The sequence below is a fragment of the Shewanella alkalitolerans genome (genome assembly GCF_019457575.1).
Classification (GTDB): domain Bacteria; phylum Pseudomonadota; class Gammaproteobacteria; order Enterobacterales; family Shewanellaceae; genus Shewanella; species Shewanella loihica.
Genome location: NZ_CP080422.1, coordinates 2258999 through 2283746, shown reverse-complemented (window position 1 = coordinate 2283746; position 24748 = coordinate 2258999). Strand labels below are relative to the sequence as shown.

Genomic DNA, 24748 nt, shown 5'->3' with positions numbered 1-24748 from the left:
AATATCTTACTAGATCGCAGGCTCACTTTTCATTACAATGGCGCCGACCAATAACAGGATTGACGTCCGATAATAATAGAGTATTGGTCTTTTCTTTTTGTTACTCAATCATTTCTACAATAAATGTAGTAAAAGTGAGATAAAGGATCTGTAAATGACCGCTGATAAACACCTACAAAGCTGGCAAGAACGTTTCGAAATGGCGGAGGCGATGCAGCCTCTACTTGGTAAGTTATATCGTAACCAAGGTGTAGAAGTCGTTCTATACGGTAAGCCACTTCTTAATGCTTCCACTATCGAGATCATTAAGTCACACCGTTTAGTGCGTCGTCATGTGGGTGACAAACTCAGATTACGCGAAAGTTTCCCGTTTGTTGAGGCACTAAGCAAACTAGCGGTGAAGCAATGTAAAGTTGATATCGGTAAATTAGCGGTTAACTACTGGCGCGAACATAAGGATGCGAGCCAGATCGAAGCCTACATGTCACAAGAGCTGGCTTCGGCAATCGATCATGAAGACAACCAAGAAGCACGCGATGTAGTGCTATACGGTTTCGGCCGTATCGGTCGTCTGCTTGCGCGTCTACTGATTGAAAGAACGGGTGTGAGCAACAAGTTGCGTCTTCGCGCTATTGTTCTGCGCGGCGGTCGTAAGGGCGATCTCGAGAAGCGCGCCAGCCTGCTGCGTCGTGACTCGGTACACGGCCCATTCAACGGCTCAGTAGAAGTCGATGAAGAGAACAACGCTATTATCGCTAACGGCACCTATATTCAGGTGATCTACGCCAACTCTCCAGATGAAGTGGATTACACGCGTTACGGCATCAACAATGCGCTGGTGGTCGATAACACAGGTATCTGGAAAGATGAAGATGGTCTGGGACTGCACCTAAGATGTAACGGCGCCTCTAAGGTGCTGCTGACTGCACCGGCCAAGGGCGCAATTAAGAACATCGTTTACGGCGTTAACGAAAACGATATCCTGGATGAAGACACTATCGTCTCGGCGGCAAGTTGTACGACTAACGCCATCACGCCAGTACTGAAGGCGGTCAACGACAAGTATGGCATCGTCAACGGTCACGTTGAAACGATTCACTCATACACTAACGATCAAAACCTGATCGATAACTACCACAAAGCGGATCGTCGTGGTCGCAGCGCACCGCTGAACATGGTGATCACCGAAACTGGAGCGGCCAAGGCTGTTGCCAAGGCACTGCCAGTGCTTGCTGGTAAGCTAACCGGTAATGCGATTCGCGTGCCTACACCAAACGTGTCTATGGCGATCATCAGCCTGAACCTGAATGGCGAAACCAGCAAAGAAGACATGAACGAGTACCTACGTAACGTAGCGCTATGTTCTGAGCTGCAAAACCAAGTTGACTTCACCGAGTCAACAGAAATCGTTTCTTCTGATCTGGTTGGTTCTCGCTACGCGGGTGTTGTCGATTCACAGGCGACCATTGCCGAGGGTAACCGCGCCATTCTTTATGTATGGTACGATAACGAGTTCGGTTATAGCTGCCAGGTTGTTGGCGTAATGCAGAAGATGCTGGGTCTAAACTACCAGTCTCTACCTGCCGCTTAATCTTAACCGCTAGATAAGTCTAAACGCCTCGGTAATTACCGGGGCGTTTTTTTATCCATAAGAAGTTGAATATGCTTAACAAAGAGTCGCAAAGGTGATTAATGCAGCAGTTGATGCAACAAACCTTGTTAAAGCCATAAATAGACGTTGACACTTTTAGGTAAATCGGTAGAATTCCTTTCCGCAGTCAGGGGAAAGCTCGATAGGGCACTTGGCTGGCAAGCGTTTCAGATGCGACATTAGCTCAGTTGGTAGAGCGATACCTTGCCAAGGTATAGGTCATCGGTTCGAACCCGATATGTCGCTCCAAATTTACGGTCAAACCGTAAACCGCTTCAGATAAAGGCGCGATGGCAGAATGGCTATGCTGCGGATTGCAAATCCGTCGATCTCGGTTCGACTCCGGGTCGCGCCTCCACTTTTCGTTTTAACGTAAATCACGATAAAACACACTAGGCCCGAGTGGTGGAATCGGTAGACACAAGGGATTTAAAATCCCTCGCTGGTAACAGCGTGACGGTTCAAGTCCGTCCTCGGGTACCATCATTATCAAAAGAATATGATTGAAAAGAGCCTCGCTAACAAGTGGGGCTTCGTTGTATTTGGGCAACCACTTACTTATCTAACCTTAGAGTTAACGTTCCATTTAATGTCAGCACTCCAACACGGTTCTTATCATCAGCAAGTGTAAGTGTGTAAGTCTACTCCTCTGAATAAAGCTAATGTGAGCGAGATCTCATCTTAAGGGATCTGCTAAATTTTGCTCATATCTTTCGATAATATCTAAAAGAATTACGCTTTGACCCTTTAAAAATCAGGAAAGCTAGGGCGGGATAAGAAAAATATTGATATAGAAAAATATCCGCTTTGAAGGGCGATAAGACAGTGGTATAACTAGCCCCGAACCCCTTCTTATATCGACGTTTAGGAACACCACCATGATATTTAACCAGGTTGTACTGGCCCCCGCAGATCCCATTTTAGGTCTTACCGATGCTTTTAAGGCCGATCCTCGCGCAGATAAGGTTAATTTAGGTGTTGGCATCTATAAGGATGAGTCTGGACAGACGCCGATCCTCAAGTCAGTTAAGTTAGCCGAGCAAAAACTGCTGGAAACCGAAACCAGCAAGAGTTACCTGGGTATCGATGGCGTAACTGCCTATAACCAAGCGGTACAAGGCTTGTTGTTCGGCACAGACCACGCCGTGATGAGTGAGAAACGTGCGGTAACGGCGCAGGCGCCGGGCGGTACAGGTTCGCTGAGAATGGCTGCCGAGTTCGTGGTACGTAATACCGATTCGCGCACCGTTTGGGTGAGCAATCCAACCTGGGCAAACCACAACAACATTTTCCAGTCTGCCGGTCTAACCGTTAAGCAATATGGTTATTATGATGCCGCCAGTCACGATATCGACTTCGATGCCATGCTTACCAGCCTGGAGCAGGCCAACAGCGGCGATCTACTCCTGCTGCATGGCTGCTGCCATAACCCAACGGGTATCGATCTTAACATCAGTCAGTGGGAAGTGATTGCCCAGCTTTGTGTCGACAAAGGCCTGATCCCCTTGTTTGACTTCGCCTATCAAGGTTTCGGTGCCGGCGTAGAAGAAGACGCTCAGGGTTTGCGTCTGGTCGCGAGCAAAGTACCTGAACTCTTGGTGGCTAACTCATTTTCGAAAAACTTTGGTCTCTATAATGAGCGTATCGGCGCCGTGACCCTAGTCGCCGAAAACGAAGAGACGGCCAAACGTGCCTTTAGCCAGATCAAGAGCACCATTCGCAGCAGCTATTCTAATCCACCGGCACATGGTGCATTGATTGTGGCGACCATTCTCGGTGACGCTGAGCTTCGCAAGTTATGGGAAGAAGAGCTGACACAGATGCGCGAGCGTATCGCAGAGATGCGCGTACTGTTCGTTAAGACATTATCTGAGCAGGGCGTCGAGCAAGATTTCAGCTTTATCTCGGCGCAAAACGGCATGTTTAGCTTCTCTGGTCTTAATAAGGAGCAGGTGGCACGCCTGAAAGAGGAGTTTGGCGTCTATATCGTAGGTTCGGGCCGCATCAGTGTTGCCGGCATGACCCGTGCTAACATGGATACCATCTGCCGCGCGATAGCACAGGTGCTGTAACCTTCATAATAGGTAAAACACGATTAACAAAGACGCCACGCTAGCAATAACGTGGCGTTTTTTTATGCCAGTGCGTCGAGCGCTTGGGGCTCAACGATGAGAGACAAAGCGTCTGCCAGCGCCGCTCTGTCATGGAGCGCCTGATGGTGGCGACTACGTAGCGGGTAGTGAGTGACTATGCCTGTGGTGAGATATCTGTCACCGTGACAAAGCACATGATCGACGGCTTTATTGCCCATCACCTGTTTAAACCAGCTAAGACGTTTCTCCAGGCTGAAGTTTGCCGCGGCCGAGGGCTCCTGGGTGAGGTTATCGATCAGAAATACTTTCGCCTTAGAGGCATGTAGCGCCTCAGCTAGCTTAGGTAGCAGGAGTGGCGGCATGATACTGGTCAAAAAACTTCCTGGGCCTAAGATGATGAGATCGGCTTGACGAACCGCCTCACAGGCCTCGAGGGTGGCATCCACCATAGGTTCCAGCGATAGGGCGATGGGATCTTCACACTTCTGGTCTACCTCGACTTCGCCGAAGATACGATTACCACATGACTGAATGGCGACCAGATGGGTAGGCTGCTCCGACATGGGGATCACCTTGGTCTCAATGTTGAGCAGCTTGCGGATCAGATTGACCGCATCTAACGGCCGTACACAAAGGTCGTCCAGCGCCATCAGCACCAGGTTCCCCAGATTGTGATTAGCAAGTTCACTGTTACCGCCGAATCGATATTCAAACAGTAGTGAGCCGACGGAAGGGCGGCTGGCGAGTTGCGACAGGCAATTACGCAGATCGCCCCAGGCGATGCAGTCTTGCTGCTGGCGTAGTCGTCCGGTAGAACCACCGTTATCTGTGGTCGCGACTATGCCCGTCAGTTTAGGGCCGAGAAATGAGAGAGAGGATAAGACTCGGCCCAGTCCGTGGCCTCCGCCGATGGCGACGACATGTTGATATTGATTGATGGCACAATCGCGCATTTCGGGTATTTCCTTCCTGAATCCCCATTTACCTGCCGGTCATTATAACCAATTCCCCCCCTAGGTATAGCGGTTTTGTTCATCGCGCAGATGACATATAATGCCGCCCATGAACTCATAATAAGAGCGAAGCATTTGAGAACAGGTCACATCAACAAGTTGATACTATCCCTAGGGATTGTTGCGCTGGCGGTATTGGCGGTAAAGCTATTCTTGATTGAGCGCAAAACCGAGCCAGACCAAGCGCCGGGGACGATTTTGAAAAACCGCAGTCAGTTTAGTGCCATCCCAGATTTTCAGGCGATCGGCGATGTCGGTATGAAAAAGCAGGCCTTCTTCGATTTCCTGCGCCCGGCTATCAGGCATCACAATGCGGTGATTAGCGATGAGCGCAAGTTCCTGGAACAATCTCGCGCTCACCTAGCTAACCAACAGCCACTGTCCGAGGCCGAGGACTATCGTATCTTACAGCTTGCGAGCAAATACCAGTATTCGATGCGCACAGCTACCCTGGAGTCCCTGGATGAGCTATTAACACGGGTCGATACCATTCCCGAAGACTTAGTTCTCATTCAGGCGGCTAACGAGACAGGTTGGGGCAGTAGCCGTTTTGCCAGAGAAGGGATGAACTTCTTTGGCCAATGGTGCTTTAAGAAGGGCTGCGGTCTGGTGCCGCAATCGCGAAGCGAAGGGCTAAGCCATGAGGTGGCCGTCTTTAAGAGCGTCGAAGACTCGGTGGGCTCCTATATGCGTAACCTCAATTCGAATGCGGCTTATTCGCTGCTGCGCGCCATTCGCGCCGATTTAAGGGCGCAGAATCAACCGGTCAGCGCCGAGAAGTTGGTGTACGGCTTAATGAATTACTCAGAGCGTCAAGAAGCTTATGTTGAAGAGCTGCTTGATATGCTACGTCATAACAATCAATTTTTGGTGGAAAATCATGAACAAAGGCCTGCTGTGTAGTTGCCTGCTTCTGGCAACGAGTGTTGTTCAGGCAACGCCCATCTCTCTCGAATATCAGGGCTTCTATCAAAGAATGAAGCAGATGAACAAAGGCAACTATTCGCTTATCGATATCGCCTTTTCCGTCCCTAAGGCGAACGGCTGTGTTATCGAGAGTGGCTCAATCACCACGGAGAAGCGCGATTATCCACTGACGATCTCCAACGACCAACGTCTGTATATTCCGTTCGATGAGACCCTAAAGTCCGAGCGTGCCCTGATCAATCTGCAGATGAAAAATGATGCTACCCGTTGCGGTGTCGCCATGCAGATCCGCGCCAAGTCACCATCGAGCGAATATAGCCAGGCAGCAGTTAGCGAGCTGGCAACCCAGATGGATGAGTTGCTCAAGCAGATGCAGGGCTTTCCGATGAAATATTTTGCCGAGGATATTGCCGGGGTCAGCTTTGAGTTTGCGGGTAAGGCGCAAGTGACGATCGATGGTAAGGCGCAGCAGGTTGACGGCATCTATCGCTTAGCAAGTGATGAAATAAGTGCGCTAACTAATATAAGTTTTAGCGAGACGCCTAAGGTGGTCAGTCCTTGGGTGAAAAGCTCCTAATCTAAGCGCATCATTGGTCGCGATGACTGAATAATAAAAAAGCCCTCAACTTGAGGGCTTTTTTATATCTGAGATACGCGCCTACGGCGTATAGGTGCTCACCACATCAATTTTGAGCAGGTCACTGCTGCGTTTAGCTGCATCGAGATCGATATGACCGCTGTTGGCCAAGTCGAGGAAATCGAACGCCGGCAGGTCCGACTCGGCAACATCACCTTTCATCGGTGCATCTGGATCTTGCTTCAAAGAGATGAAATCAAACTGGTCTCGGTCGACGCCCTGTGACGGGCTGGTATTTTGCATCGCGGTGAAGATAGTTTCGATACGGCCCGGGAACTGCTTATCCCAGCTCTTGAGCATCTCTTTGACCGCCGCACGCTTAAGGTTTTCCTGTGAGCCGCATAGGTTACAAGGGATGATAGGAAACGCCTTTAACTCGGCATATTCGGCGATATCTTTCTCGCGGCTGTAGGCGAGGGGACGGATCACTACGTTAGCGCCATCATCTGAGAGCAGCTTGGGTGGCATCGCCTTGAGCTTACCGGCGTAGAACATGTTGAGGAACATGGTTTCTATGATGTCGTCTCTGTGATGGCCCAGGGCAATCTTGGTGGCGCCAATCTTCTGGGCAAAACCGTACAAGGTACCACGACGCAGACGACTGCAGAGCGAGCAGGTAGTCTTGCCTTCGGGGATCTTATCTTTAACGATAGAGTAGGTGTCCTTCTCGAGGATATGGTAAGGCACCTTTAGGCTATCTAAGTAAGCCGGCAGAATATCTTCTGGGAAACCGGGCTGTTTCTGATCCAGGTTGACGGCTACCAGGTTAAAGTTAACCGGCGCTCTCTGCTGCAGATTGACCAGGATATCCAGCATGGCATAACTGTCTTTGCCGCCGGAAAGACAGCACATGACGGTGTCGCCCTCTTCAATCATGTTGTAATCGGCGATGGCACTACCGACTTCGCGCCTTAGGCGCTTTTGTAGCTTGTTTAGCCGAGTTATCTGTTTCTTTGAGAGGGTTTCTTCAGACATAATAAAAAACGCGCCTAGTATCGTAAAATTCTGGGCGCGTAGTATAGCTTAAAAAATGGGGCTAAAGAAGATGGCCTAAGGCGATCATTCCTCTTCTAACGGTGACTTATAGCCGTCGGGCTTAATTGCCAGCAGGTCGCAGTTGATGCTGTCGATCACATGCTCAGCGGTGTTACCGATTAGCGCCGCCGAGAAACCGGTGCGACCTACGGTACCTAAGATCACCAGCTCGGCATCCAGTTGCTCGGCAAGCTCAGGGATCACATCCTCAGGCAGACCTTCCTTGATATGGCAGAAGTCACTGGAGATACCATAGTTGCTGGCAAGGTAACAGACGCGCTGCTCATGCTGCATGCGAATGGTTTCGCTATAGGTGTGCGCGTCAAAGTCAGGTAACTCGATGGCCAGGTTAACTGGGGTACCAGGGTAACCATTCACCAGATGTACCTGAGCATCGAACTTCTTGGCCAGATCCAGAGCATGTTCGATGATCTTACCGTTAAGGGTTTGATGATCGTCATCTTCCGAGGCCACGTTGATGGCGCACAGGATCTTACCGGCCACTGGCCAGTCATGTTCTTTCACCAAGAGCACAGGTACCGGCGCTTTACGCATCAGGTGCCAATCGGTCGGGGTAAAGATCACCGACTTGAGTTTGTCGTGTTCGTGGGTGCCTTTAACGATCAGATCATAGCTACCTTCGATGGCGTGTAGGATGATGCTCTCGAAGGGGCGATTGTGCCAGATCACTTCGCTGTCGATGGCAACGCCGCTATCTTTGTAGCCGGCGAGGATATCGTCTAGCCAGGCTCTTCGCTGGGCAATCACGCCTTGGCGCATGGCCTCACGCTCATGACCCGACAGGATAGAGGTCATCTCGTAGGAAAAATCGAAAATAGAGAGAAAAACGGTGATTGACGCTTGGTTTTTAGAGGCTAGTTCGACGGCTCTGGCGAGGGCAGATTGCTTGTCGCTTGTTGGATCCACTACAACAAGGATCTTATGATAGTCCTTCATAGATTCTTCCTTTATCTGAGGTGGTACTTAAATAATGAGCGATATAGGGCAAATTGCCTTGTTTTAGATCAAATTTGCCCAGAAAATCGGCTAATTAGCGGCCTATCTTGTTGTTACCGGCTAACTTGTTGAGCGAGTCAAAATCGACGATGGTAATGTACTTTCCTTTTACCTCGATCAATTCTGCTTTTTGGAAGCGTCCCAGGAGACGGCTGATGGTTTCAACGGTTAAACCAAGATAGTTACCAATATCACCGCGTGTCATGGTGAGGCGGAACTCTTTGGGCGAGAAACCACGGCTGCCGAAACGGCTGGCCAAATTACTGATAAATGCCGCTAGACGCTCCTCGGCGTTCTTCTTACTAAGTAGCAAGATCATCTCTTGATCGCTTTGGATCTCGTTGCTCATCAGACGCATGATCTGCTGTCTGAGCTTAGGCATGGTGCCTGAGAGTTCGTCTAAGGTATCGAAAGGAATTTCACATACCATAGAGGTCTCTAGTGCCTGGGCAAAACTCTGGTGGATCTGAGAGTGAATGCCATCGAAACCTATCACGTCACCGGCTAGGTGAAAGCCAGTGATCTGCTCATCACCCTGTTCGGTAATGGTGTAGCTCTTGATGGTACCCGAGCGAATCGCATAGAGAGATTTTAACGAGTCGCCAGACTTAAATATTTGCTCGCCTTTTTGTATCGGTTTCTTACGTTCAATAATGTCATCAAGCTGATCTAGCTCGTTGTTATTCAACGTGAAAGGGATACACAAAGTACCCATGCTGCAGTCATGACAATGAATGGCGCATCCGGGTACAGCCGAACGACGACTTTTAATATTATCTGTCATAATCTCTCTCGAATTTCACAATTAGGCTTATGTTAAACTAATTTAATAGTCACAGCTAGCCTAGCTGCGCAAATGCAATATACAAAGTGTGTATGCCAAAGCTTACTAAGATTAAGCCACTGATAAGCCTTACTTTTCGTGCCTGTACTAGCTGGGCAAAGTAGCGCGCGGCGATGCCGACACTGACCAGCGCCGGCAGGGTGCCTAGACCGAAGGCGGCCATGATCATCGCCCCTTGCTGCGCCGAGTTTGCCGCGACCGCCCAGGTAAGTGTGCTATAGACCAAGCCACAGGGCAGCCATCCCCATAGTAGACCTGCCGCAAAGGCTTGTTTTAAATCTGTTATCGGTAACAACTTATTCGCAATAGGACCGATGAAGCGCCACAATAATTTCCCCACGCGCTCAATCTGCACCACCCCAGACCAGATCTGCGCGATATAGAGGCCGGTGACTATCATCATCACACCAGCAAACACCCGCATGCCAATCAGGTAAGCATCAATACTGAAGAGGGTACTGAGCAGGCTTGCCGAGCCGCCAACTAGGGCACCTGCCAGGGTGTAACTGAGAATACGGCCCAGGTTATAACTCAGGATAAACTGCAGCTGACTCAGCAGGATATTGTCGCTGGCCTTTCTTGGTAGCTGCTGGGAGAAGGCCCCCACCAGGCCACCACACATGCCTATGCAATGGCCTGCGCCCATCAGGCCGACGAGGAAGGCGCCGGTAATGCTAAAGTCGATCAACGCGGCGTCGACTCATCGCTGGACTCACTTGGCTTCTGTTTGATGTCGTCATCGAACAGGATAGACACGCTCTGCCTGTCGAGATCGTCAAACTGTTCAGATTTAACCGCCCAGAAGAAGATGCCTACGGCGACCAGCACGAACAGCATGGCGATAGGGATCAAGACATAGATAATACTCATAAACGAACCTTTAGTAGTCTGAGGCTATTGGCGACAACAATTAATGAGCTGGCCGACATACCTATGGCGGCAATGTAGGGTAACACGTGTCCAGTTACCGCTAAAGGAATGATTAGCAGGTTATAGCCAAGCGCCCAGATCAGGTTTTGTCTGATGATCTGCTCGGTCATCTTGGCGATGCGAACCGCCTGAGGAAAGCGGGATAGTTGATCGCCGAGCAGGATAAGATCGGCGCTGTTTTTGGCGATGTCCGCGCCGCTGCCCATGGCTACCGATAGATTGGCACCTGCCAGAACCGGCGCATCGTTTACACCATCGCCGAACATGACAACCTGCTTACCTTCATCTTTTAGCTGATTGATAAGTTTAAGTTTATCTTGAGGCTTGAGGCCTTTGTGTAAGTTTTCTATGCCAACTTCTTTGGCAACTTGCTCTACGTGTTCACTGGTATCACCACTAGCGATACAGGTGGCAAAGCCCATCTCTTTGAGGGTTGCCAGAGTTGCCTTAGCATCTTCTCGCTCCGTATCGCTCAGGGTAAAGCCGGCAAGTAGCGCATCGTTATCGGCAAGATAGACGCTGTGCTGGCCGTCGATAGCGGTAAGACCTGTGTTTTGGCGAATAAAATCCGCGCTGCCGAGGAAATAGCGGGTGCCATTGACCTTAGCCTGCACGCCCGCACCGGCGACATACTGACTCTCATCCAAGCGATAGCCAGTCTGGTAGTAAGGCGCAAACGCTTTAGCGATGGGATGAATCGAATGCGACTCCATGGCGGCGGCGATGGCCAGCACATCGAGAGAGGCATCTTGGTTAAAACGCTGAGTAAATTTCTTAGTCTCGCGCAGCGTGAGGCTGCCGCAGGTGAGAGTGCCCGTCTTATCAAACACCACCTGATCGACTTTGGGTAGTTTCTCAAACACACCCGGGCGGCGAGCAACCACCCCAAGCCTGGTAAAGAGGCCGGTAGCGCAGGTCACCGCAGTCGGTGTCGCCAATGCCAGGGCGCAGGGGCAGGTAGCGACCAAGACGGAAAGCGTGACCCAAAAGGCATCATCCGGCCAATAGTGCTTCCATACCAGATAGGTGAGGGCGGCAACCACTAAGATGGTCCAGGTGAAATAGTTGGAGATAGTATCGACGTAGAGCGCCACCTTTGGCTTGTTGTTCGATGCCGCCTCTTGCAGGCGAATGATTTCGGCGACCAATTGGTCTTGCCCGGTCGCGGTGACTTGCACCTTTATCGGGTGATCCACGTTGATGGTGCCCGCATACACCTGGCTGGTGATATTCTTGGTCACCGGCATCTGCTCGCCAGTAAGCATGGCCTCATTGACGCTGCTCATCCCCTCGATGATATCGCCATCGGCGGCGATCACCTCACCGGGCTTAACCATAATGAGGTCACCAACCTTGAGACGCTTAGCGGGGACTTCGGTCTGGATGCCATCTTTATCGAGCAAGTTGGCGGTGAGCGGGATCAATTTGTGCAGGTTATTGGAGCTAATCGAGGCCTTCTGCCGCGCATTTTGCTCGAAATAGCGTCCCAGCAGCAGGAAGAAGGTAAACATGCTGACGGATTCGAAATAGACTTCGCCCTGGCCAGATACCGTAGCGATACAGCTGGCGATATAGGCGCCGCAGATGGCGATGGACACAGACACGTCCATGTTGAGCCGGCCGGATAACATGGCGCGCACGGCGCTAAAATAGAAGGGCTGCGCCGAATAGAAGACCACGGGCGCTGCGAAGATCATGCTGACCCAGCGAAAATAGTCCCTGAACTCCACGTCGAGATCGGTAAAGTAATCAGAGTAGAGCGCCAGGGCAAACATCATCACCTGCATGGTGGCAAAGCCTGCCAGGCCGAGTCTGAGCAGGAACTTACGACTGTTCTTCTTGCTCTGGATCTCTTCGTCATCCACCTGATAGGGAGCGGCTTGATAGCCGATACGGCTGATCTGTGCCAGGATCTCTGACAGTTTGAGTTTTTCCGGATTCCAGCTGACCTGAGCCCGCTCTGTGGTGGTGTTGACTGCTATCTTGTTGATGCCGTCGAGATGCTGAAGCTTATGTTCGATCAACCAGGCGCAGGCCGCGCAGGTAATGCCATCTATGGTTAGAGAGGTGCTGGCACTCTGTTTGTCTTTATGCACGTCTTGATGCACAAAGTCCTGCTGCACCTCTTTAAGATCGAAGGCGGAAAAGGCGTTAAGGGCTTCGGGCACCAGCGCCGTCTGCTTGCTGCCTGGCTCGGTGCGATACTTATAATAGTTGGTCAGTCCCGCCTCTATGATGGCGGCAGATACCGCCTGGCATCCGGGGCAACACATGGGCTGAGGGACATTGTCGATAAGGGTCTCGAATTGGCGGCCGGTGGTTACCGGCTCGCCGCAATGAAAGCAGTTTAACGCATCCATAAAAGATTAATTTAACCAGTATTGTTGATTATCTTTTAGCTCGAGACGTTTCTGGATGCGCCATGTGCCATCAAACCCTTCCAGTCTGACTTCCCAGCTGCCCTGAAGTGGCGAGTTGAGCGCAATATGGTAAACCTGATTACCGTCAGCGGTGGCAACCTCGGCGAAATCTTTCTCTTGTAGCGTTGGATGATAGAAGGATACGTTGAGCGCAGCTGTATAGGGCTCACCGCCATGCTGGGTGAGGGTGAGTTCATCTTGGGTCAGATGCAACTCAAACTGCAAGCCAAGTTGCTTGGCGTGTTTAATCTTACGCAGGTCCATGTTAATGGCCTTGCCGTCTTTGTAATAGTCTTCCGATACTAAGGAGTCTTTATTTTCGACTGCGAGCAACATCAAATTCACACTGGCAAATACGGCACACAGCGGCAAAATAATCAGAAACCAAGGCCAAAACTGTTTATACCAAGCTTGTGGTTTATTCATGGATACTACCTGTTATTTTTGTTGGCCATATCTTACCGTTAAAAGGCAGTGATAGCACTTAAAAAAAAGGCCTCGATCTGTTTCGAGGCCTTGGTGTTACTTATATGTAATTACTTGTTTGACAAGCTATAAACATAGGCTGCGATGACGTGAACTTTCTCTTCGCCCAAGACATCTTTCCAAGCAGGCATTACACCAGAACGGCCGTTCTTAATGCTCTCTTGGATCACACCACGACTACCGCCGTACAACCAGGTATTGTCGGTGAGGTTAGGTGCACCCATGAACTTGTTACCAGTACCGTCCATACCATGACAGGCGAAACAACCTTTCATGAATGATGCCTGACCTTGAGCGGCCAAGGCTTCATCGTGGTCGCGACCAGACAGTTTAACTACGTATTCAGCCAGGCCTTTCAGCTCGCTGTCTTCGATAGGTAGACCGCCTTTTGGTGGCATCATGCCGTTGCGACCGTTCATGATAGTGGTCTTGATGGTGGCAAGATCGCCGCCATATAACCAATCACCGTCAGTCAGGTTAGGGAAGCCCTTGCTACCGCGCGCGTCACTACCGTGGCACTGAGCACAGTTTTGTAGGAACAGACGACCACCCACTTTCAGGGCTTCTTCGTTCTTCACTAGCTCTTCGAGCGGTGTTGCCAGATAAGCCGCGAAGATCGGGCTGTACTTAGCATTGGCTTTCTCAACCTCTTGGTCATACTGAACCCAGCGATGTTCATTTGCAGCCAGTTCAACGGCAGCGGCAGAATCTTCCTTGATACCTTTGTCGGTACCAATGCTTTGGTTCGAGCTTGACCAGCCTAGGAAACCTTTATAGTTACCAAGACCTGGGTAGGCTGCCAGATAGACCACACCGAAGATGATGGTGATGTAGAACATATAACTCCACCACTTAGGCAGCGGGTTATTGATCTCTTCAATGCCATCAAAGCTGTGACCCATTGATTTGCCTTCTTCAACACCTGTGGTGTTTTTAGAGACAACAAACAGTAGGATGAAACATCCTGCGATTACCACAATTGTGAGTACGGTAATCCAAATACTCCAGAAGCTACTCATCATCACTTATGTTCTCCTGAGTCCTTGTGCTTCTCATCATCTGAGAAAACAAGGTTAGCGGCCTCGTCAAACTGCGCTTTACGGCGACCGCTATAAGCCCATGCAAAAATACCGACAAACGTCACCATGACAACAATGGTAATAATCCCTTGTACTGTGCCGTAATCCATATTTATGCCTCCAATTTATTTCAGTGCGTGACCTAGCGACTGCAGGTATGCAATTAGTGCCTGCATCTCAGTCTTACCTTCAACCGCTTTCTTAGCGTTGTCGATATCATCTTGAGAGTAAGGCACGCCGAAACCACGGAACACTTCCATCTTCTTAGCCGTTAGCTCGCCATCTAGGACGTTCTCGGCCAACCAAGGGAAGGCAGGCATGTTTGATTGTGGTACTACTGCGCGAGGATCAAGTAGGTGAACTTCATGCCACTTGTCGCTGTAACGACCGCCAACACGGGCCAAGTCTGGACCAGTACGCTTAGAACCCCATAGGAATGGGTGATCCCAAACTGATTCACCGGCAACAGAGTAGTGACCGTAACGCTCAGTTTCAGCACGTAGCGGACGAATCATCTGGCTGTGACAACCAACACAACCTTCACGGATGTAGATGTCACGACCTTCGAGCTCAAGTGCCGAGTATGGACGTAGTCCGTTTACTGGCTCAGTAGTGTCTTTTTGGAAAAGCAGGGGAGTGATCTGTACCAGGCCACCAATACTGATAGCAATTACGGTAAAGATACCCAGCAGACCGATGTTTTTCTCGACTATCTCATGATTAAATTTCATCAAATCTACTCCTTATGCTTCAGCCAGCGCTGGCAAAGATTCTTTTGGCGCTTTTACTGTCTTAACCACGTTGTATGCCATTAGCAGCATACCAGTGACGAAGAACAGGCCGCCTAAGAAGCGAACAAAGTAGAATGGGTATGATGCTTCCAGACCTTCAACGAAGCTGTAGGTTAGGGTGCCGTCAGAGTTCACTGCACGCCACATCAGACCTTGCATAACACCCGAGATCCACATTGAAACGATGTAAAGTACAGTACCGATAGTCGCTAACCAGAAGTGAACGTTAATCAGTTGTGTGCTGTACATACGACCGTGACCGTAGATAGCAGGGATCAGGTGGTATAGCGAACCGATAGATACCATAGCCACCCAGCCAAGTGCGCCTGAGTGAACGTGACCTATGGTCCAATCGGTGTAGTGAGACAATGCGTTAACTGTCTTAATGGCCATCATTGGACCTTCGAAGGTCGACATACCATAGAAAGACAGAGAAACGATCAAGAAACGTAGAACAGGGTCAGTTCTTAGCTTATGCCAAGCGCCTGACAGGGTCATGATACCGTTGATCATACCGCCCCAAGAAGGTGCGAACAGGATCAGAGACATCACCATACCCAGTGACTGTGTCCAGTCTGGTAGCGCTGTGTAGTGCAGGTGGTGAGGACCCGCCCAGATGTACAGTGCAATCAACGCCCAGAAGTGAACGATAGACAGACGGTAAGAATAAACAGGACGACCTGCTTGCTTAGGTACGAAGTAGTACATCATACCTAGGAAACCGGCGGTCAGTAGGAAGCCAACGGCGTTGTGGCCATACCACCATTGCACCATGGCATCGACGGCGCCAGAGTATAATGAGTATGACTTGAACAGGCTGACAGGTACTGCCATAGAGTTCACGATGTGCAGAACTGCAACCGTGATGATGAAGGCGCCGAAGAACCAGTTTGCCACATAGATGTGTGACGTGGTTCGTTTCACGATTGTGCCAAAGAACACAACGGCATAGGCTACCCACACTATGGTAATAGCGATGTCGATAGGCCATTCAAGTTCAGCGTATTCTTTACTGCTGGTTAGACCAAGCGGCAGAGTAATAACGGCTGAAAGAATAATGGCTTGCCATCCCCAGAAGGTAAATGCAGCTAATTTAGGTGCAAATAGGCGGGTTTGGCAGGTACGCTGGACGATATAATAGGATGTTGCAAATAACGCTGAAGTACCAAACGCGAAAATCACGGCGTTGGTGTGCAGAGGTCTTAGACGACTGTACGTTAGCCATGGAGTTTCGAAGTTAAGTTGTGGCCAGATTAACTGGGCCGCGATCAATACACCTACTGTCATACCGATAATGCCCCACAAAACTGTGGTGAGGGCAAATTGGCGGACAACAGTGTAATTGTAATCAGCGCCTTGAGGCTGGGAATGGTTCATCATATTGCTTCCACTGCTTATTACTTATACTTATTGTTTGAGTAAAGCGGCACTTTACCCGGTAAAATGACATCAAAGGCCTGTTTCCCTACGAAACAAACAAGATTGTGTCAATGTGTCACGCAACATTAACGCAAATTAATGCCGAGTAACGCAATGATACTTGAGCAATATCAAAAAAGATAGGAATTATGCGGCCTAGGATATTGATCCAGATCAAACTACCTGGATAGAATGTAAACACTATGATTCAAAAGGTTAATAATTGTGCTACTGAATCGACAAATCTCCCTAATTACGCTGACTGCAAGCCTATTTTTAATGCCCCTGTTAACGGGCTGCGAAAAAGCGCCAAAAGCCCCTAAACAAGATGTAAAAGCGGCTAACGAAACCGCCTTTGAAATAGACCCGAGTCTATGCGATTTTCATAAAAAAACCTGCGATAAAAAACTCGGTGAAACGCTTATTTCATTAGCGATTTCACCTGAAAACACCCCTAGCGAGGAGCCGTTAACGGTGACCTTGACCAGTAGTGAACCACTGAAAAACCTCCAGGTTCGTGTAGAGGGTAGAGATATGTTTATGGGGGTTATTCCACTCATTTTAAGTGAAACTGGCAAAAACACCTATCAAGGAACGCTAATATACGGTTCTTGCAGTAGCAATTATATGGTGTGGCGTCTTATCGCCAGCTTCGAGATAGGCGGTCAATCTAAGACCATTATGTACGATTTTTTGGCCGATAATCCGGCTAAGAATGGCTAAAAGCTGTGCTAATCGACTCAAGCTGCCTTGTAAGGAAAGAGCCTTTTAGGCAGCTAGCTTCATCTAAACCACTCGACTCAAATATTTAGACTCAAAAAATAGACACAACTCACTAGATCAATAAAACCCGCTTACGGCGACCGCTGATTGCTTAAGCTTAATCGCTATTTTTAATTGCTATCAGTTAGGGCTAGTCGCACCTTATTGAAGCGTTCTATGTTATCGATAAAGAGCGAGGTGAGATCGGGATCGAAGTGGGAACCCGCACCTTTTGCGATCTCGGCTATCACTTCATCCAACGGCCAGGCCGGTTTATAGCAGCGCTCGTGGGAGAGCGCATCGAACACATCTGCGATAGCGACAATGCGCGCAAAGATATGAATCTCATCGCCTTTTAAGCCATCAGGATAACCACTGCCATCGTACTTCTCATGATGTTGCAAGGCGATGATGGCGGCAGCGTTGAGAATAGGGCGCTCTGAGTTGCCCAGGATCTGGTGACCGATGGCGGGGTGCTGGCGCATGATCTGCCACTCTTCATCATTTAGTTTCCCCGGCTTTAACAGCACGGCATCCGGCGTCGCAATCTTACCTATGTCGTGCATGGGCGATGCGTGTTTGATGAGATCGGCCTGTTGATCATCGAGCCCGGCCAATTTTGCCAGGATATAACAGTACTCGGCCATACGCTTAACATGGTTGGCGGCTTCCTTCGAGCGGCTCTCGACAACATCGCCTAGGCGGAAGATCAATTCTGACTGGGTATCTTCTAGCTCTTTGTTCAGCAGCAGGTTCTCGAAGGCGACGCCAACATTGATGGCAAAGATATCGATAAGCTTCTTATCCAGATCGCCGATGGCATGTATGTTGTCCATATACAACAGGTTGATCCAACCACTCTTTGCTGGGAAGTAACCCACAAACAGGTTGTCTTCATACAGACATGTCTGTTCCTGTAGTGCCCGTTTAAGCAACTTCTCGATGGGCTCGGGGATGGCTTGTTCATGGTGACTGGCAAATTGGCCTGTACCGGCCAGGATATGGAGTTTGTCGGTACTTAAATCCCTGCTCATCGCATCGATGGCATTGCAGGTTAGCAGCAAGGTCTCGTTGTTGAGGTTAAGCAGGTTGGCGACCTGAGTCAGCAGGCCGTCGGCAAAATGATACAGAGTTCTGAGTTCAAACAGGCCTGAGGTCGCCTTGACGACACGCTCTAGCCCCTCTCTGTAGCGGATCTGTGTCTGTTTTGCCGCCTCGATCTCCATGATATCGCGGTAACTTCTCAGCGCCGAGTAGACGCTAGTGATCAGCTTACGTGAATCCAATTCAGCCTTTGCCTTGTAATCGTTGATGTCGTAATTGACGATCACATCTTCTTCGGGCGCTTGTCCCGGCTGACCGGTACGCAGGATTAATCTGATGCTGCGGTCGTTATGCTCTTCACGGATCCACTTGACCAGCTCAAGACCGGCGTGATCGCTCTCCATGACCACGTCGATAAACGCCATGGCCACGTCTTTTTCATCTTGTAACACCCGCTTTGCTTCTTCGCCGCTATAGGCATTAATAAACTCTATGCCGCGGTTATCTAGTTTAAACCGCGACAGTGCGAGTTTTGTTACTGTGTGTACATCGGGCTCATCGTCGACGATCAGTATGCGCCAGGCCGGTCCTGTTTCTGTTTCGGCTGCTTTCTTCTTACCTGAGAACAGTGGACTCTTTTTCGCCATATCAATTAGCATCCGTACCCCTCTTAGGTGAACTAAATTGACCTTATTTATTAGTGTAGTAACTCACGTGGCATTTAGCTGGAGAATTTAGAAGGTGACAAATTGAAATTGCAGATTAAATGAGGCAGTTAGCCCTCTTTGTTGCGTATCGCGTGACGATAGCAGGGCGGCGAACATAAGGGCGGAAAACATATACTGGTGTTTACTGAGCAAGCGCTCTTTAATCTAACCGATCAAATACTGATCTAACGTACCAATTTTATTGAATATTTTCCCGCTTTTGTTGCTATAGTGCGTAGGGCATCCCATAGCGCTTTTTTAATGGAGTCGACTCTTGCACGCCTTACCTCTATTTGAATCGATTGACTATATCGAAGCCGGCAATCCCATCATCAATCAGCACATTACGGCGATAGCCATGAATAGCGTCGAAGATGCAGGTTTGGTTTATGAGTTGGCGTCCGATCTACTGTTCGCCCAGAGGGAAAATGAGAACAGTTATAAGAGTTTTCGTAGCGAAATCACCTGTTTTCTACATTGGTGTTTCGATGTGGTGCAGCAGTCGCCAGGGCAGATAAGTAGGCGTGACATGGATAAATTCGTGGCCTACTGTCAGTCGCCACCAAAAGCGTTAATCGGTCAATTTAACGTTGCCCAGTTTAAACTCGACAAGGCGAGTCAGCAGCGCGTACCCAATCCGTTATGGCGACCCTTTGTTGGAAAACGAGGGGAAGAGTATCGCCTTAGCGATAATGCCCTCAAGACTAAGATGGCGATACTCTCCTCATTCTATGGCTTCTTGATGGCGGAAGATTACTGTGAGCGCAACCCGGCTCAGGCCTGGATGAACCATTCAAAGTTTGCCCATAAGCGAAAGTTTGCCATGAGTGAAGAGGAGGGCAGTGGACTCGCCTTTACCGAATTGCAATGGTCCTACGTGATCTCAAGTGTCGAACAGCTTGCCATCGCGGAACCTGACATCCATCAACGCAGTTTGTTCCTTATCAAGTTGATTTACGGTTGTTATTTGCGTGTATCTGATGTGAGTGCGCGAACCGGTTACAGCCCTATCATGGGACAATTTAAGCAAGACAAACAGACAGGGATCTGGCGTTTTCATATTCCCAAGAGTAAAGGGGGCAAGCAGCGACAAATCCCCTTGTCCAATGCATTAATAGAGGCACTCAAACAGTACCGGCAACATTTGGGGCTATCACCTTTACCCGGCTATCAGGAACAGACGCCAATTTTCGTGCGCCATAGGGCCGCTGGGCGAGGACGTGAAGCGGGATTGGTCGACGCAAATCTGGGCATTCGCCAGGTGAGGGAGGCGGTACAGTCGCTGATCAATCACGCCGCAGACAAGGCTGCAGCAGACGGTCTTATGGAAGATGCAGAGGTAATGCGAAAACTGACAGTGCATAGCATCCGTCATACCGGGATCACCCATGACATTAATCTCAATGGTCGGCCTTTATCCCATGTTCAGGCTGATGCAGGGCATGAGAGCATCGATACTACATCTCAGTATCTGCACACATCTCAGGCCGAAAGGCATCAGAGTGCAGCCAATAAGCCTATGGATAGATTAGCCGGCATCGAATGATCAAAAAAGCCCGTGTCCGGGAAGACACGGGTAGGGAGCCTAAAGCGGTCGCATCGCTTAAGTATCTCAACAAGAAAAGACTTAATAGACAGGGCTCTAATTTGAGTTGACGATAATAGTTTAAACAGGCTGTTTTGCGATTCCATGTCACTCATATGACGCTTTAGTTAATGCTTAACTAAAGGTTTCTGCAAATCTACAAATATTATGATGACCGGGCGTGTAAATTTTAGCCATTCTGTTAACTATAAAAATGGCGTGCCATTTTTCAAATCGCTTAATGCCGATAAGTATCATTATCGGCATCTGACTAAAAGTTTGTTTTAACTGTTCCTCTAGCTAGGATCACTCATTCTATATAACAATTCTCAATATCATGAGGTTTAAGTTACTTAGGTTACTTTTGAACGTTTGCTTCTGCGAATCTAGATCTGAGACATTTGATTAGTGCGGATTGTTAGCCAGACTCTGAAACGCAGTTAAGTTAGTCATACAGTGAGTTTCGCATTACTCTTTTAAAAGCACTCAGTTTAAACATCTAAATGTCAGGCATTCCATTAATGCATTCAAAGTAACGCACCGAAACGATCAAACCGGCAAGCCTGGTTGGTACCTAACTAACACCCGTAACACTAAAAGCATCTAAACTAACTTTAGCTTTCCAAGTGCTTGCTAATTGAAGGCTATGTCTGCACTAGCTCTAGTAGTTCGCAAACTTCTATCGTTATTTAACGCATAACTGACCCAGGGAAAACCTGAAACAAAATACACGCGTCGCTACGTGCATGAAATGACTTAGACAAGGGGATTACCCGCCAGATTTCACGTAGCGACGCCTAATGATTGAGCAATCCATGGCAAGTAAAACCCTGGATGCTGATTAGAATGCTCCACAGAAAGAATATCTCAATGCGATAGATACCATTAAGGACTTTAGAATAGCTAAGATAATTCTTTAACGGAATGCCTAAAGGCCAGTAGCTGAATTAAAGTATCGACTCGGAGCACTTGTTGAGATGCCAGTCTTAGTAAGTTCGCTCTGTATGAAAAAGTATAGCGATACTGTAGCAACTGTAACTCAGCCAAAAGAGCTGAATCTCTGTTGCCATAAAAAGAGGTAGCACTGATAAAAGAAAGATAAAGGACTTAGTATTATTCAATGAGTTCATTCTATTGGGCGTATTCGAGACAGATAGCTTTCAAGCTATAAGCCGATAAGGCAAAATTAAAAGTGAAAGTAGAAATGGCATATAGGCTAGTCTTTGTAAGATTGATATCTGGCTCACTCTCCACCACAGTCTTAGATATATAATCATGCGCACAATGTATATTATGTTAAATAAGATGTGTAGGGTTAATTGATTTCCGGGAAAATGGGCATTTTCATTCAAACTGAGAATCTCGTTCACCGCATAACTAATTCAATAATCCACCACTCTGCTACAGCGCGTCACACGATTGCTGTGTTAGACATTTAGGATTTACGCTAGCAAGGCTGCTGCGACACAGTAAGAAAGCTTGATGATTTGGTTGGGATTTAATTCGCTCAGATTCTGAGTTTAAGTGAACATTTCCATGGAGGTTGTTATAAGCCTGCAGACGACTTTTTTCCGATACAAGTTACCCGCCGCAATGTCGCGTACCACTCTAGGAACACAGCATTATTCATTACGCCTGACGTAATCGCTGGATATCCTTTTGTGGAGGAAGCCCAAATAGCCGACTGTATTCACGGCTAAATTGAGATGGGCTTTCATAGCCAACGACTCCGCTTGCTTGGCTGGCATCTAAACCATTTAACAGCATCTGGTCCCTCGCTTCCTGTAAGCGCAGATGCTTGAGATATTGCAATGGGCTGCTACCCGTCAATGCTTTAAAGTGTTGCCGAAAGGCTGATGCACTCATATGGGCTTTGTCAGCTAATTCATTGATGCCTATCGCTTGAGCGAAATTCTGCTTCATCCAAGCCACTATCTGTACGATTTGCCTGCTCGGCGAGCCAACCGACGCCAAATGTCGCAAGTGCATTCCATGTGGGCCATGGAGCAATCGAATAACGATTTCCTTTTTATACAGTTGCGCCAAGCTTTCGATATATTCAGGTGTCTGATGTAACCCCAGCAAACGGCTCATCGCATCACACAATCCAGTATCGATATCTTGGGTAGAAATGGCTTGATATCTAAGATCTTTGGATGGTCTTTCCAGATTAAGTTCAGTGCAAGTCTGGGCAATTAATCCATAGTCCAACTTCAAGACTAAGCCGATAAACGGATGATGCCTTGTCGCTTCAGTTACATGGGAAATGACAGGCAAATCAAATGTTGTGAGCATAGATTGTCCTGCGTTACAGACGCGCAAACGGTCGTCGATAGCGACTTGTTTACTGCCTTGCAAGATAAGCGACAGACTCAAAGTATAGATACAGTGCAGTGGCTCGGTCGGGTTGTTTCTGATGTGAAGCATCAGGTCAGGGATGCTGGTGTCATGGTCACCTTCCCTTCTCCCGTAAGCAAATGCTTTATCTGCTAGAGATTGAATCATGCTGTTACCGCTAGTGATTAACATAGACATGCCCTACTTGCTTGACCTCGTTAGATTGCGCGTCAAATTCTTTCAGCATCTGCTGCTGTGAAATTTGGTCGCCCATACGTCCTCGTTTTACGTACCTGTGCTTGAATGATTTGGCGCCTTTAGCAAAAACCAATTTAGCAAAATCATCAATGTATTGCTGCTTAAACTTGCTGTTGAAGGTATTAAATAACACGACGTTTTTGCCTGTAAAATCTTTGTCTTTGACAAACTGCCAAATCGGTGGTGCCGGGCTATAGAGCCAGATAGGCGAACCTAAATAGACAGTATCATAAGGCTCGAGCTCAATGTTCGATGGCGAAATGTCGGCGACATTGCTTCCCGCGTCTTTCAGCGCGTTAATCCAGCCCGGGATGCCAAGTTGGTAACTCTCGGCCGTGATCTCATACACATGCCCCGCGGTTTGCTGCGCAATATGGTCCGCCAGGACGCCAGTATTGCCAGAGCGGGAGAACACCACAATAGCCGTATTGACCTTGGCCACACGACCGGTCCGTGTGCTGGACAGATGCGATCTATTTTTCGCGTACTGGGCGTTTTCAATCCGCGTCACGACCAAGGCTATTAGTGTTACTAATGCGAGCACGATCAGCAAACCAATCAATATCCAACGACCCATAGTTGCTTCCTTTGTTTCTTTTGGCCAATTGTCGCTAAAGCCAAAATGCCTTAGCGCGAAACCTGCTGCCTTGTAAAAAGAGAACGTTCCCTCGGCAGTGTCCAGGACACGTTCACCTTTTTTGTTAGAAGTGTTGGTTAGAGGTGTTGGCTAAGGAAAGGACCAATTTTCTCCATTGCCAGACTCACCGCTTGCGGATGGTCATACAGATCGTAGTGGGACCAATCTTGCAATTCGACCAACTGGCGGTCTTTGGACATAATAGAGCGGCCATAGATCTCGTGTCCGTCACGATACGCGCCAAATGCACCGACTTTTTGACCGACAACAGCCATCATTGGCTGCGTCATCAGGGTTTCTACAAAACCAAAAGCATCCCAACTCAGCGTTTTTTGCGCATGAGAGAACAACATACGCGTTGCCCCGCCCTCGGCTTGCCCTCTAGGTGTTTTATAGTAATCTGTGGCTTCGAACAGGTCGCGTTCGGTCATTCCATTTTGTTTTGCAAACTCAGGAGTCGGCGGCAGAAGCTCATTGACCTGTAGCTTCTCACCCCTCGCTTCAGCAGTACGCTGGGTGGCCATAGCTTCTAGAGCTCCGATTGGATTGTACTGGCTGAATCCTTCTCGGAATAGGCGTCCTAAATTTACCGGGGTGATACCAACAACCGCCTTCAAACGCTTTTCTGTCAGAGCGGAGTTGAAGATATAAGCGCCGCCACCACAGATACCAAGACCACCGATTCTGTCTTCGTCGACATAAGGTAAACTAACCGCATAGTCGATCACACGGCTGATGTCTTCGACCCGTTGGCTTGGGTCTTCGACGTAGCGTGGTGATCCGCCAGATTCGCCCTGAAAACTGGCGTCAAAAGCGATCACCACGTACCCCAGCTCAGCCAGCGCTTTACCGTACACGGCACTGGATGTTTGCTCTTTACAGCTACCAAATGGATGGACACTGACCATAGTTGGGTAGCGTTTTGACTCGTCAAAGCCTTCCGGCAACAGAATTAGCGCCGCCATATCCCAGGCCATATCTGCATTTCTGAATGTCACTTTTTGGATGTTCATAATTAAAACCTTATCTGATAGAAAGGCCCAGTAGCACTAAGCCTTTCTATTTTAATACTTTGG

At 48.8% G+C, this 24748-nt stretch carries 22 protein-coding genes and 3 tRNA genes; 9 read left to right on the top strand and 16 right to left on the bottom strand.

The features are described 5' to 3' along the window. Nucleotides 1-154: 154 nt before the first annotated feature. From K0J45_RS10205 to K0J45_RS10185, 5 genes are all read left to right on the top strand, one after another. On the top strand, nucleotides 155-1591 hold the full coding sequence (locus tag K0J45_RS10205) for a glyceraldehyde-3-phosphate dehydrogenase (RefSeq protein ID WP_011865798.1): 1437 nt from the start codon (nucleotides 155-157) through the stop codon (nucleotides 1589-1591). Between the two features lie 233 nt (nucleotides 1592-1824). Further along, a tRNA-Gly gene (locus tag K0J45_RS10200) sits at nucleotides 1825-1900 on the top strand. 35 nt (nucleotides 1901-1935) lie between these two features. Next, nucleotides 1936-2009 (top strand) — tRNA-Cys (locus K0J45_RS10195). A 38-nt stretch (nucleotides 2010-2047) separates the two neighbouring features. Beyond that, nucleotides 2048-2134: transfer RNA gene (locus K0J45_RS10190), tRNA-Leu, on the top strand. Between the two features lie 395 nt (nucleotides 2135-2529). Continuing rightward, entirely contained in the window at nucleotides 2530-3723 is a 1194-nt protein-coding gene (locus K0J45_RS10185; protein WP_220042487.1) for an amino acid aminotransferase, read from the top strand. A 62-nt stretch (nucleotides 3724-3785) separates the two neighbouring features. Here K0J45_RS10185 and yvcK read toward each other — a convergent pair whose 3' ends face one another. Next, the gene (gene yvcK / locus K0J45_RS10180; RefSeq protein WP_220042486.1) at nucleotides 3786-4697 is read right to left on the bottom strand and encodes a uridine diphosphate-N-acetylglucosamine-binding protein YvcK; all 912 of its coding nucleotides are present in this window, start codon (nucleotides 4695-4697) and stop codon (nucleotides 3786-3788) included. A 135-nt stretch (nucleotides 4698-4832) separates the two neighbouring features. On the opposite strand from yvcK, the gene K0J45_RS10175 reads away from it, so the two are divergent. Next, the gene (locus tag K0J45_RS10175; protein ID WP_186300539.1) at nucleotides 4833-5660 is read left to right on the top strand and encodes a glucosaminidase domain-containing protein; all 828 of its coding nucleotides are present in this window, start codon (nucleotides 4833-4835) and stop codon (nucleotides 5658-5660) included. Then, the gene (locus tag K0J45_RS10170) at nucleotides 5638-6261 is read left to right on the top strand and encodes a DUF2987 domain-containing protein (protein ID WP_220042485.1); all 624 of its coding nucleotides are present in this window, start codon (nucleotides 5638-5640) and stop codon (nucleotides 6259-6261) included. The genes K0J45_RS10175 and K0J45_RS10170 overlap by 23 nt, the downstream gene beginning before the upstream one ends. 81 nt (nucleotides 6262-6342) lie before the next feature. Here K0J45_RS10170 and ttcA read toward each other — a convergent pair whose 3' ends face one another. The 11 genes from ttcA to ccoN all read right to left on the bottom strand — a co-directional run bounded on the left by ttcA (nucleotide 6343) and on the right by ccoN (nucleotide 16303). Then, nucleotides 6343-7296, bottom strand: coding sequence for a tRNA 2-thiocytidine(32) synthetase TtcA (gene ttcA / locus K0J45_RS10165; protein ID WP_220042484.1), 954 nt, complete (start codon nucleotides 7294-7296; stop codon nucleotides 6343-6345). A gap of 84 nt (nucleotides 7297-7380) precedes the next feature. Next, a complete protein-coding gene (uspE, locus tag K0J45_RS10160) occupies nucleotides 7381-8313 on the bottom strand; it encodes a universal stress protein UspE (RefSeq protein ID WP_220042483.1) in 933 nt (310 codons plus the stop codon). A gap of 94 nt (nucleotides 8314-8407) precedes the next feature. Continuing rightward, a complete protein-coding gene (etrA, locus tag K0J45_RS10155; RefSeq protein ID WP_011865791.1) occupies nucleotides 8408-9157 on the bottom strand; it encodes an electron transport transcriptional regulator EtrA in 750 nt (249 codons plus the stop codon). Nucleotides 9158-9212: 55 nt separating this feature from the next. Beyond that, on the bottom strand, nucleotides 9213-9905 hold the full coding sequence (locus K0J45_RS10150; protein WP_220042482.1) for a sulfite exporter TauE/SafE family protein: 693 nt from the start codon (nucleotides 9903-9905) through the stop codon (nucleotides 9213-9215). Then, a complete protein-coding gene (gene ccoS / locus K0J45_RS10145; protein ID WP_220042481.1) occupies nucleotides 9902-10087 on the bottom strand; it encodes a cbb3-type cytochrome oxidase assembly protein CcoS in 186 nt (61 codons plus the stop codon). Before ccoS ends, K0J45_RS10150 begins: the two co-directional genes overlap by 4 nt. Continuing rightward, nucleotides 10084-12507 (bottom strand): heavy metal translocating P-type ATPase, encoded by a 2424-nt coding sequence (locus tag K0J45_RS10140; RefSeq protein ID WP_220042480.1) that lies wholly within the window; start codon nucleotides 12505-12507, stop codon nucleotides 10084-10086. Before K0J45_RS10140 ends, ccoS begins: the two co-directional genes overlap by 4 nt. 6 nt (nucleotides 12508-12513) lie before the next feature. Continuing rightward, nucleotides 12514-12993 (bottom strand): FixH family protein, encoded by a 480-nt coding sequence (locus tag K0J45_RS10135; protein ID WP_011865787.1) that lies wholly within the window; start codon nucleotides 12991-12993, stop codon nucleotides 12514-12516. 110 nt (nucleotides 12994-13103) lie between these two features. Further along, a complete protein-coding gene (gene ccoP / locus K0J45_RS10130; RefSeq protein ID WP_220045271.1) occupies nucleotides 13104-14072 on the bottom strand; it encodes a cytochrome-c oxidase, cbb3-type subunit III in 969 nt (322 codons plus the stop codon). A gap of 2 nt (nucleotides 14073-14074) precedes the next feature. Beyond that, on the bottom strand, nucleotides 14075-14242 hold the full coding sequence (locus K0J45_RS10125; protein ID WP_011865785.1) for a CcoQ/FixQ family Cbb3-type cytochrome c oxidase assembly chaperone: 168 nt from the start codon (nucleotides 14240-14242) through the stop codon (nucleotides 14075-14077). A 15-nt stretch (nucleotides 14243-14257) separates the two neighbouring features. Then, nucleotides 14258-14863, bottom strand: coding sequence for a cytochrome-c oxidase, cbb3-type subunit II (gene ccoO / locus K0J45_RS10120; protein WP_011865784.1), 606 nt, complete (start codon nucleotides 14861-14863; stop codon nucleotides 14258-14260). 12 nt (nucleotides 14864-14875) lie between these two features. Then, nucleotides 14876-16303: a cytochrome-c oxidase, cbb3-type subunit I gene (ccoN, locus tag K0J45_RS10115; RefSeq protein WP_011865783.1), complete on the bottom strand. Its 1428-nt coding sequence runs from the start codon at nucleotides 16301-16303 to the stop codon at nucleotides 14876-14878. A 264-nt stretch (nucleotides 16304-16567) separates the two neighbouring features. On the opposite strand from ccoN, the gene K0J45_RS10110 reads away from it, so the two are divergent. After that, nucleotides 16568-17065 carry a hypothetical protein gene (locus K0J45_RS10110; RefSeq protein ID WP_220042479.1) on the top strand — a complete coding sequence of 166 codons (498 nt, stop codon included), beginning with the start codon at nucleotides 16568-16570 and terminating at the stop codon, nucleotides 17063-17065. A gap of 170 nt (nucleotides 17066-17235) precedes the next feature. Here K0J45_RS10110 and K0J45_RS10105 read toward each other — a convergent pair whose 3' ends face one another. Further along, entirely contained in the window at nucleotides 17236-18807 is a 1572-nt protein-coding gene (locus K0J45_RS10105; protein ID WP_220042478.1) for a response regulator, read from the bottom strand. 322 nt (nucleotides 18808-19129) lie between these two features. On the opposite strand from K0J45_RS10105, the gene K0J45_RS10100 reads away from it, so the two are divergent. Next, a complete protein-coding gene (locus tag K0J45_RS10100) occupies nucleotides 19130-20401 on the top strand; it encodes a tyrosine-type recombinase/integrase (protein WP_220042477.1) in 1272 nt (423 codons plus the stop codon). 1668 nt (nucleotides 20402-22069) lie between these two features. Here the strand turns inward: K0J45_RS10100 and K0J45_RS10095 are convergent. From K0J45_RS10095 to K0J45_RS10085, 3 genes are all read right to left on the bottom strand, one after another. Then, complete coding sequence (locus K0J45_RS10095; RefSeq protein WP_220045176.1) at nucleotides 22070-22969, bottom strand: AraC family transcriptional regulator; 900 nt, start codon at nucleotides 22967-22969, stop codon at nucleotides 22070-22072. Next, nucleotides 22956-23612 carry a flavodoxin family protein gene (locus K0J45_RS10090; RefSeq protein ID WP_220045175.1) on the bottom strand — a complete coding sequence of 219 codons (657 nt, stop codon included), beginning with the start codon at nucleotides 23610-23612 and terminating at the stop codon, nucleotides 22956-22958. Before K0J45_RS10090 ends, K0J45_RS10095 begins: the two co-directional genes overlap by 14 nt. Before the next feature lie 137 nt (nucleotides 23613-23749). Then, nucleotides 23750-24685: an alpha/beta hydrolase gene (locus tag K0J45_RS10085; RefSeq protein WP_220045174.1), complete on the bottom strand. Its 936-nt coding sequence runs from the start codon at nucleotides 24683-24685 to the stop codon at nucleotides 23750-23752. Between the last annotated feature and the right edge of the window lie 63 nt (nucleotides 24686-24748).

Excerpts from the sequence above, each read along its gene's own strand:
- K0J45_RS10125 (WP_011865785.1), bottom strand. The coding sequence starts at position 14,242 with ATGGATTACGGCACAGTACAAGGGATTATTACCATTGTTGTCATGGTG.
- uspE (WP_220042483.1), bottom strand. The coding sequence starts at position 8,313 with ATGAAGGACTATCATAAGATCCTTGTTGTAGTGGATCCAACAAGCGAC.
- K0J45_RS10105 (WP_220042478.1), bottom strand. The coding sequence starts at position 18,807 with ATGCTAATTGATATGGCGAAAAAGAGTCCACTGTTCTCAGGTAAGAAG.
- K0J45_RS10185 (WP_220042487.1), top strand. The coding sequence starts at position 2,530 with ATGATATTTAACCAGGTTGTACTGGCCCCCGCAGATCCCATTTTAGGT.
- ccoP (WP_220045271.1), bottom strand. The coding sequence starts at position 14,072 with ATGAGTAGCTTCTGGAGTATTTGGATTACCGTACTCACAATTGTGGTA.
- yvcK (WP_220042486.1), bottom strand. The coding sequence starts at position 4,697 with ATGCGCGATTGTGCCATCAATCAATATCAACATGTCGTCGCCATCGGC.
- ttcA (WP_220042484.1), bottom strand. The coding sequence starts at position 7,296 with ATGTCTGAAGAAACCCTCTCAAAGAAACAGATAACTCGGCTAAACAAG.
- ccoO (WP_011865784.1), bottom strand. The coding sequence starts at position 14,863 with ATGAAATTTAATCATGAGATAGTCGAGAAAAACATCGGTCTGCTGGGT.
- ccoS (WP_220042481.1), bottom strand. The coding sequence starts at position 10,087 with ATGAGTATTATCTATGTCTTGATCCCTATCGCCATGCTGTTCGTGCTG.
- K0J45_RS10090 (WP_220045175.1), bottom strand. The coding sequence starts at position 23,612 with ATGGGTCGTTGGATATTGATTGGTTTGCTGATCGTGCTCGCATTAGTA.
- K0J45_RS10140 (WP_220042480.1), bottom strand. The coding sequence starts at position 12,507 with ATGGATGCGTTAAACTGCTTTCATTGCGGCGAGCCGGTAACCACCGGC.
- etrA (WP_011865791.1), bottom strand. The coding sequence starts at position 9,157 with ATGACAGATAATATTAAAAGTCGTCGTTCGGCTGTACCCGGATGCGCC.
- K0J45_RS10085 (WP_220045174.1), bottom strand. The coding sequence starts at position 24,685 with ATGAACATCCAAAAAGTGACATTCAGAAATGCAGATATGGCCTGGGAT.
- K0J45_RS10095 (WP_220045176.1), bottom strand. The coding sequence starts at position 22,969 with ATGTTAATCACTAGCGGTAACAGCATGATTCAATCTCTAGCAGATAAA.
- ccoN (WP_011865783.1), bottom strand. The coding sequence starts at position 16,303 with ATGATGAACCATTCCCAGCCTCAAGGCGCTGATTACAATTACACTGTT.
- K0J45_RS10170 (WP_220042485.1), top strand. The coding sequence starts at position 5,638 with ATGAACAAAGGCCTGCTGTGTAGTTGCCTGCTTCTGGCAACGAGTGTT.
- K0J45_RS10205 (WP_011865798.1), top strand. The coding sequence starts at position 155 with ATGACCGCTGATAAACACCTACAAAGCTGGCAAGAACGTTTCGAAATG.
- K0J45_RS10135 (WP_011865787.1), bottom strand. The coding sequence starts at position 12,993 with ATGAATAAACCACAAGCTTGGTATAAACAGTTTTGGCCTTGGTTTCTG.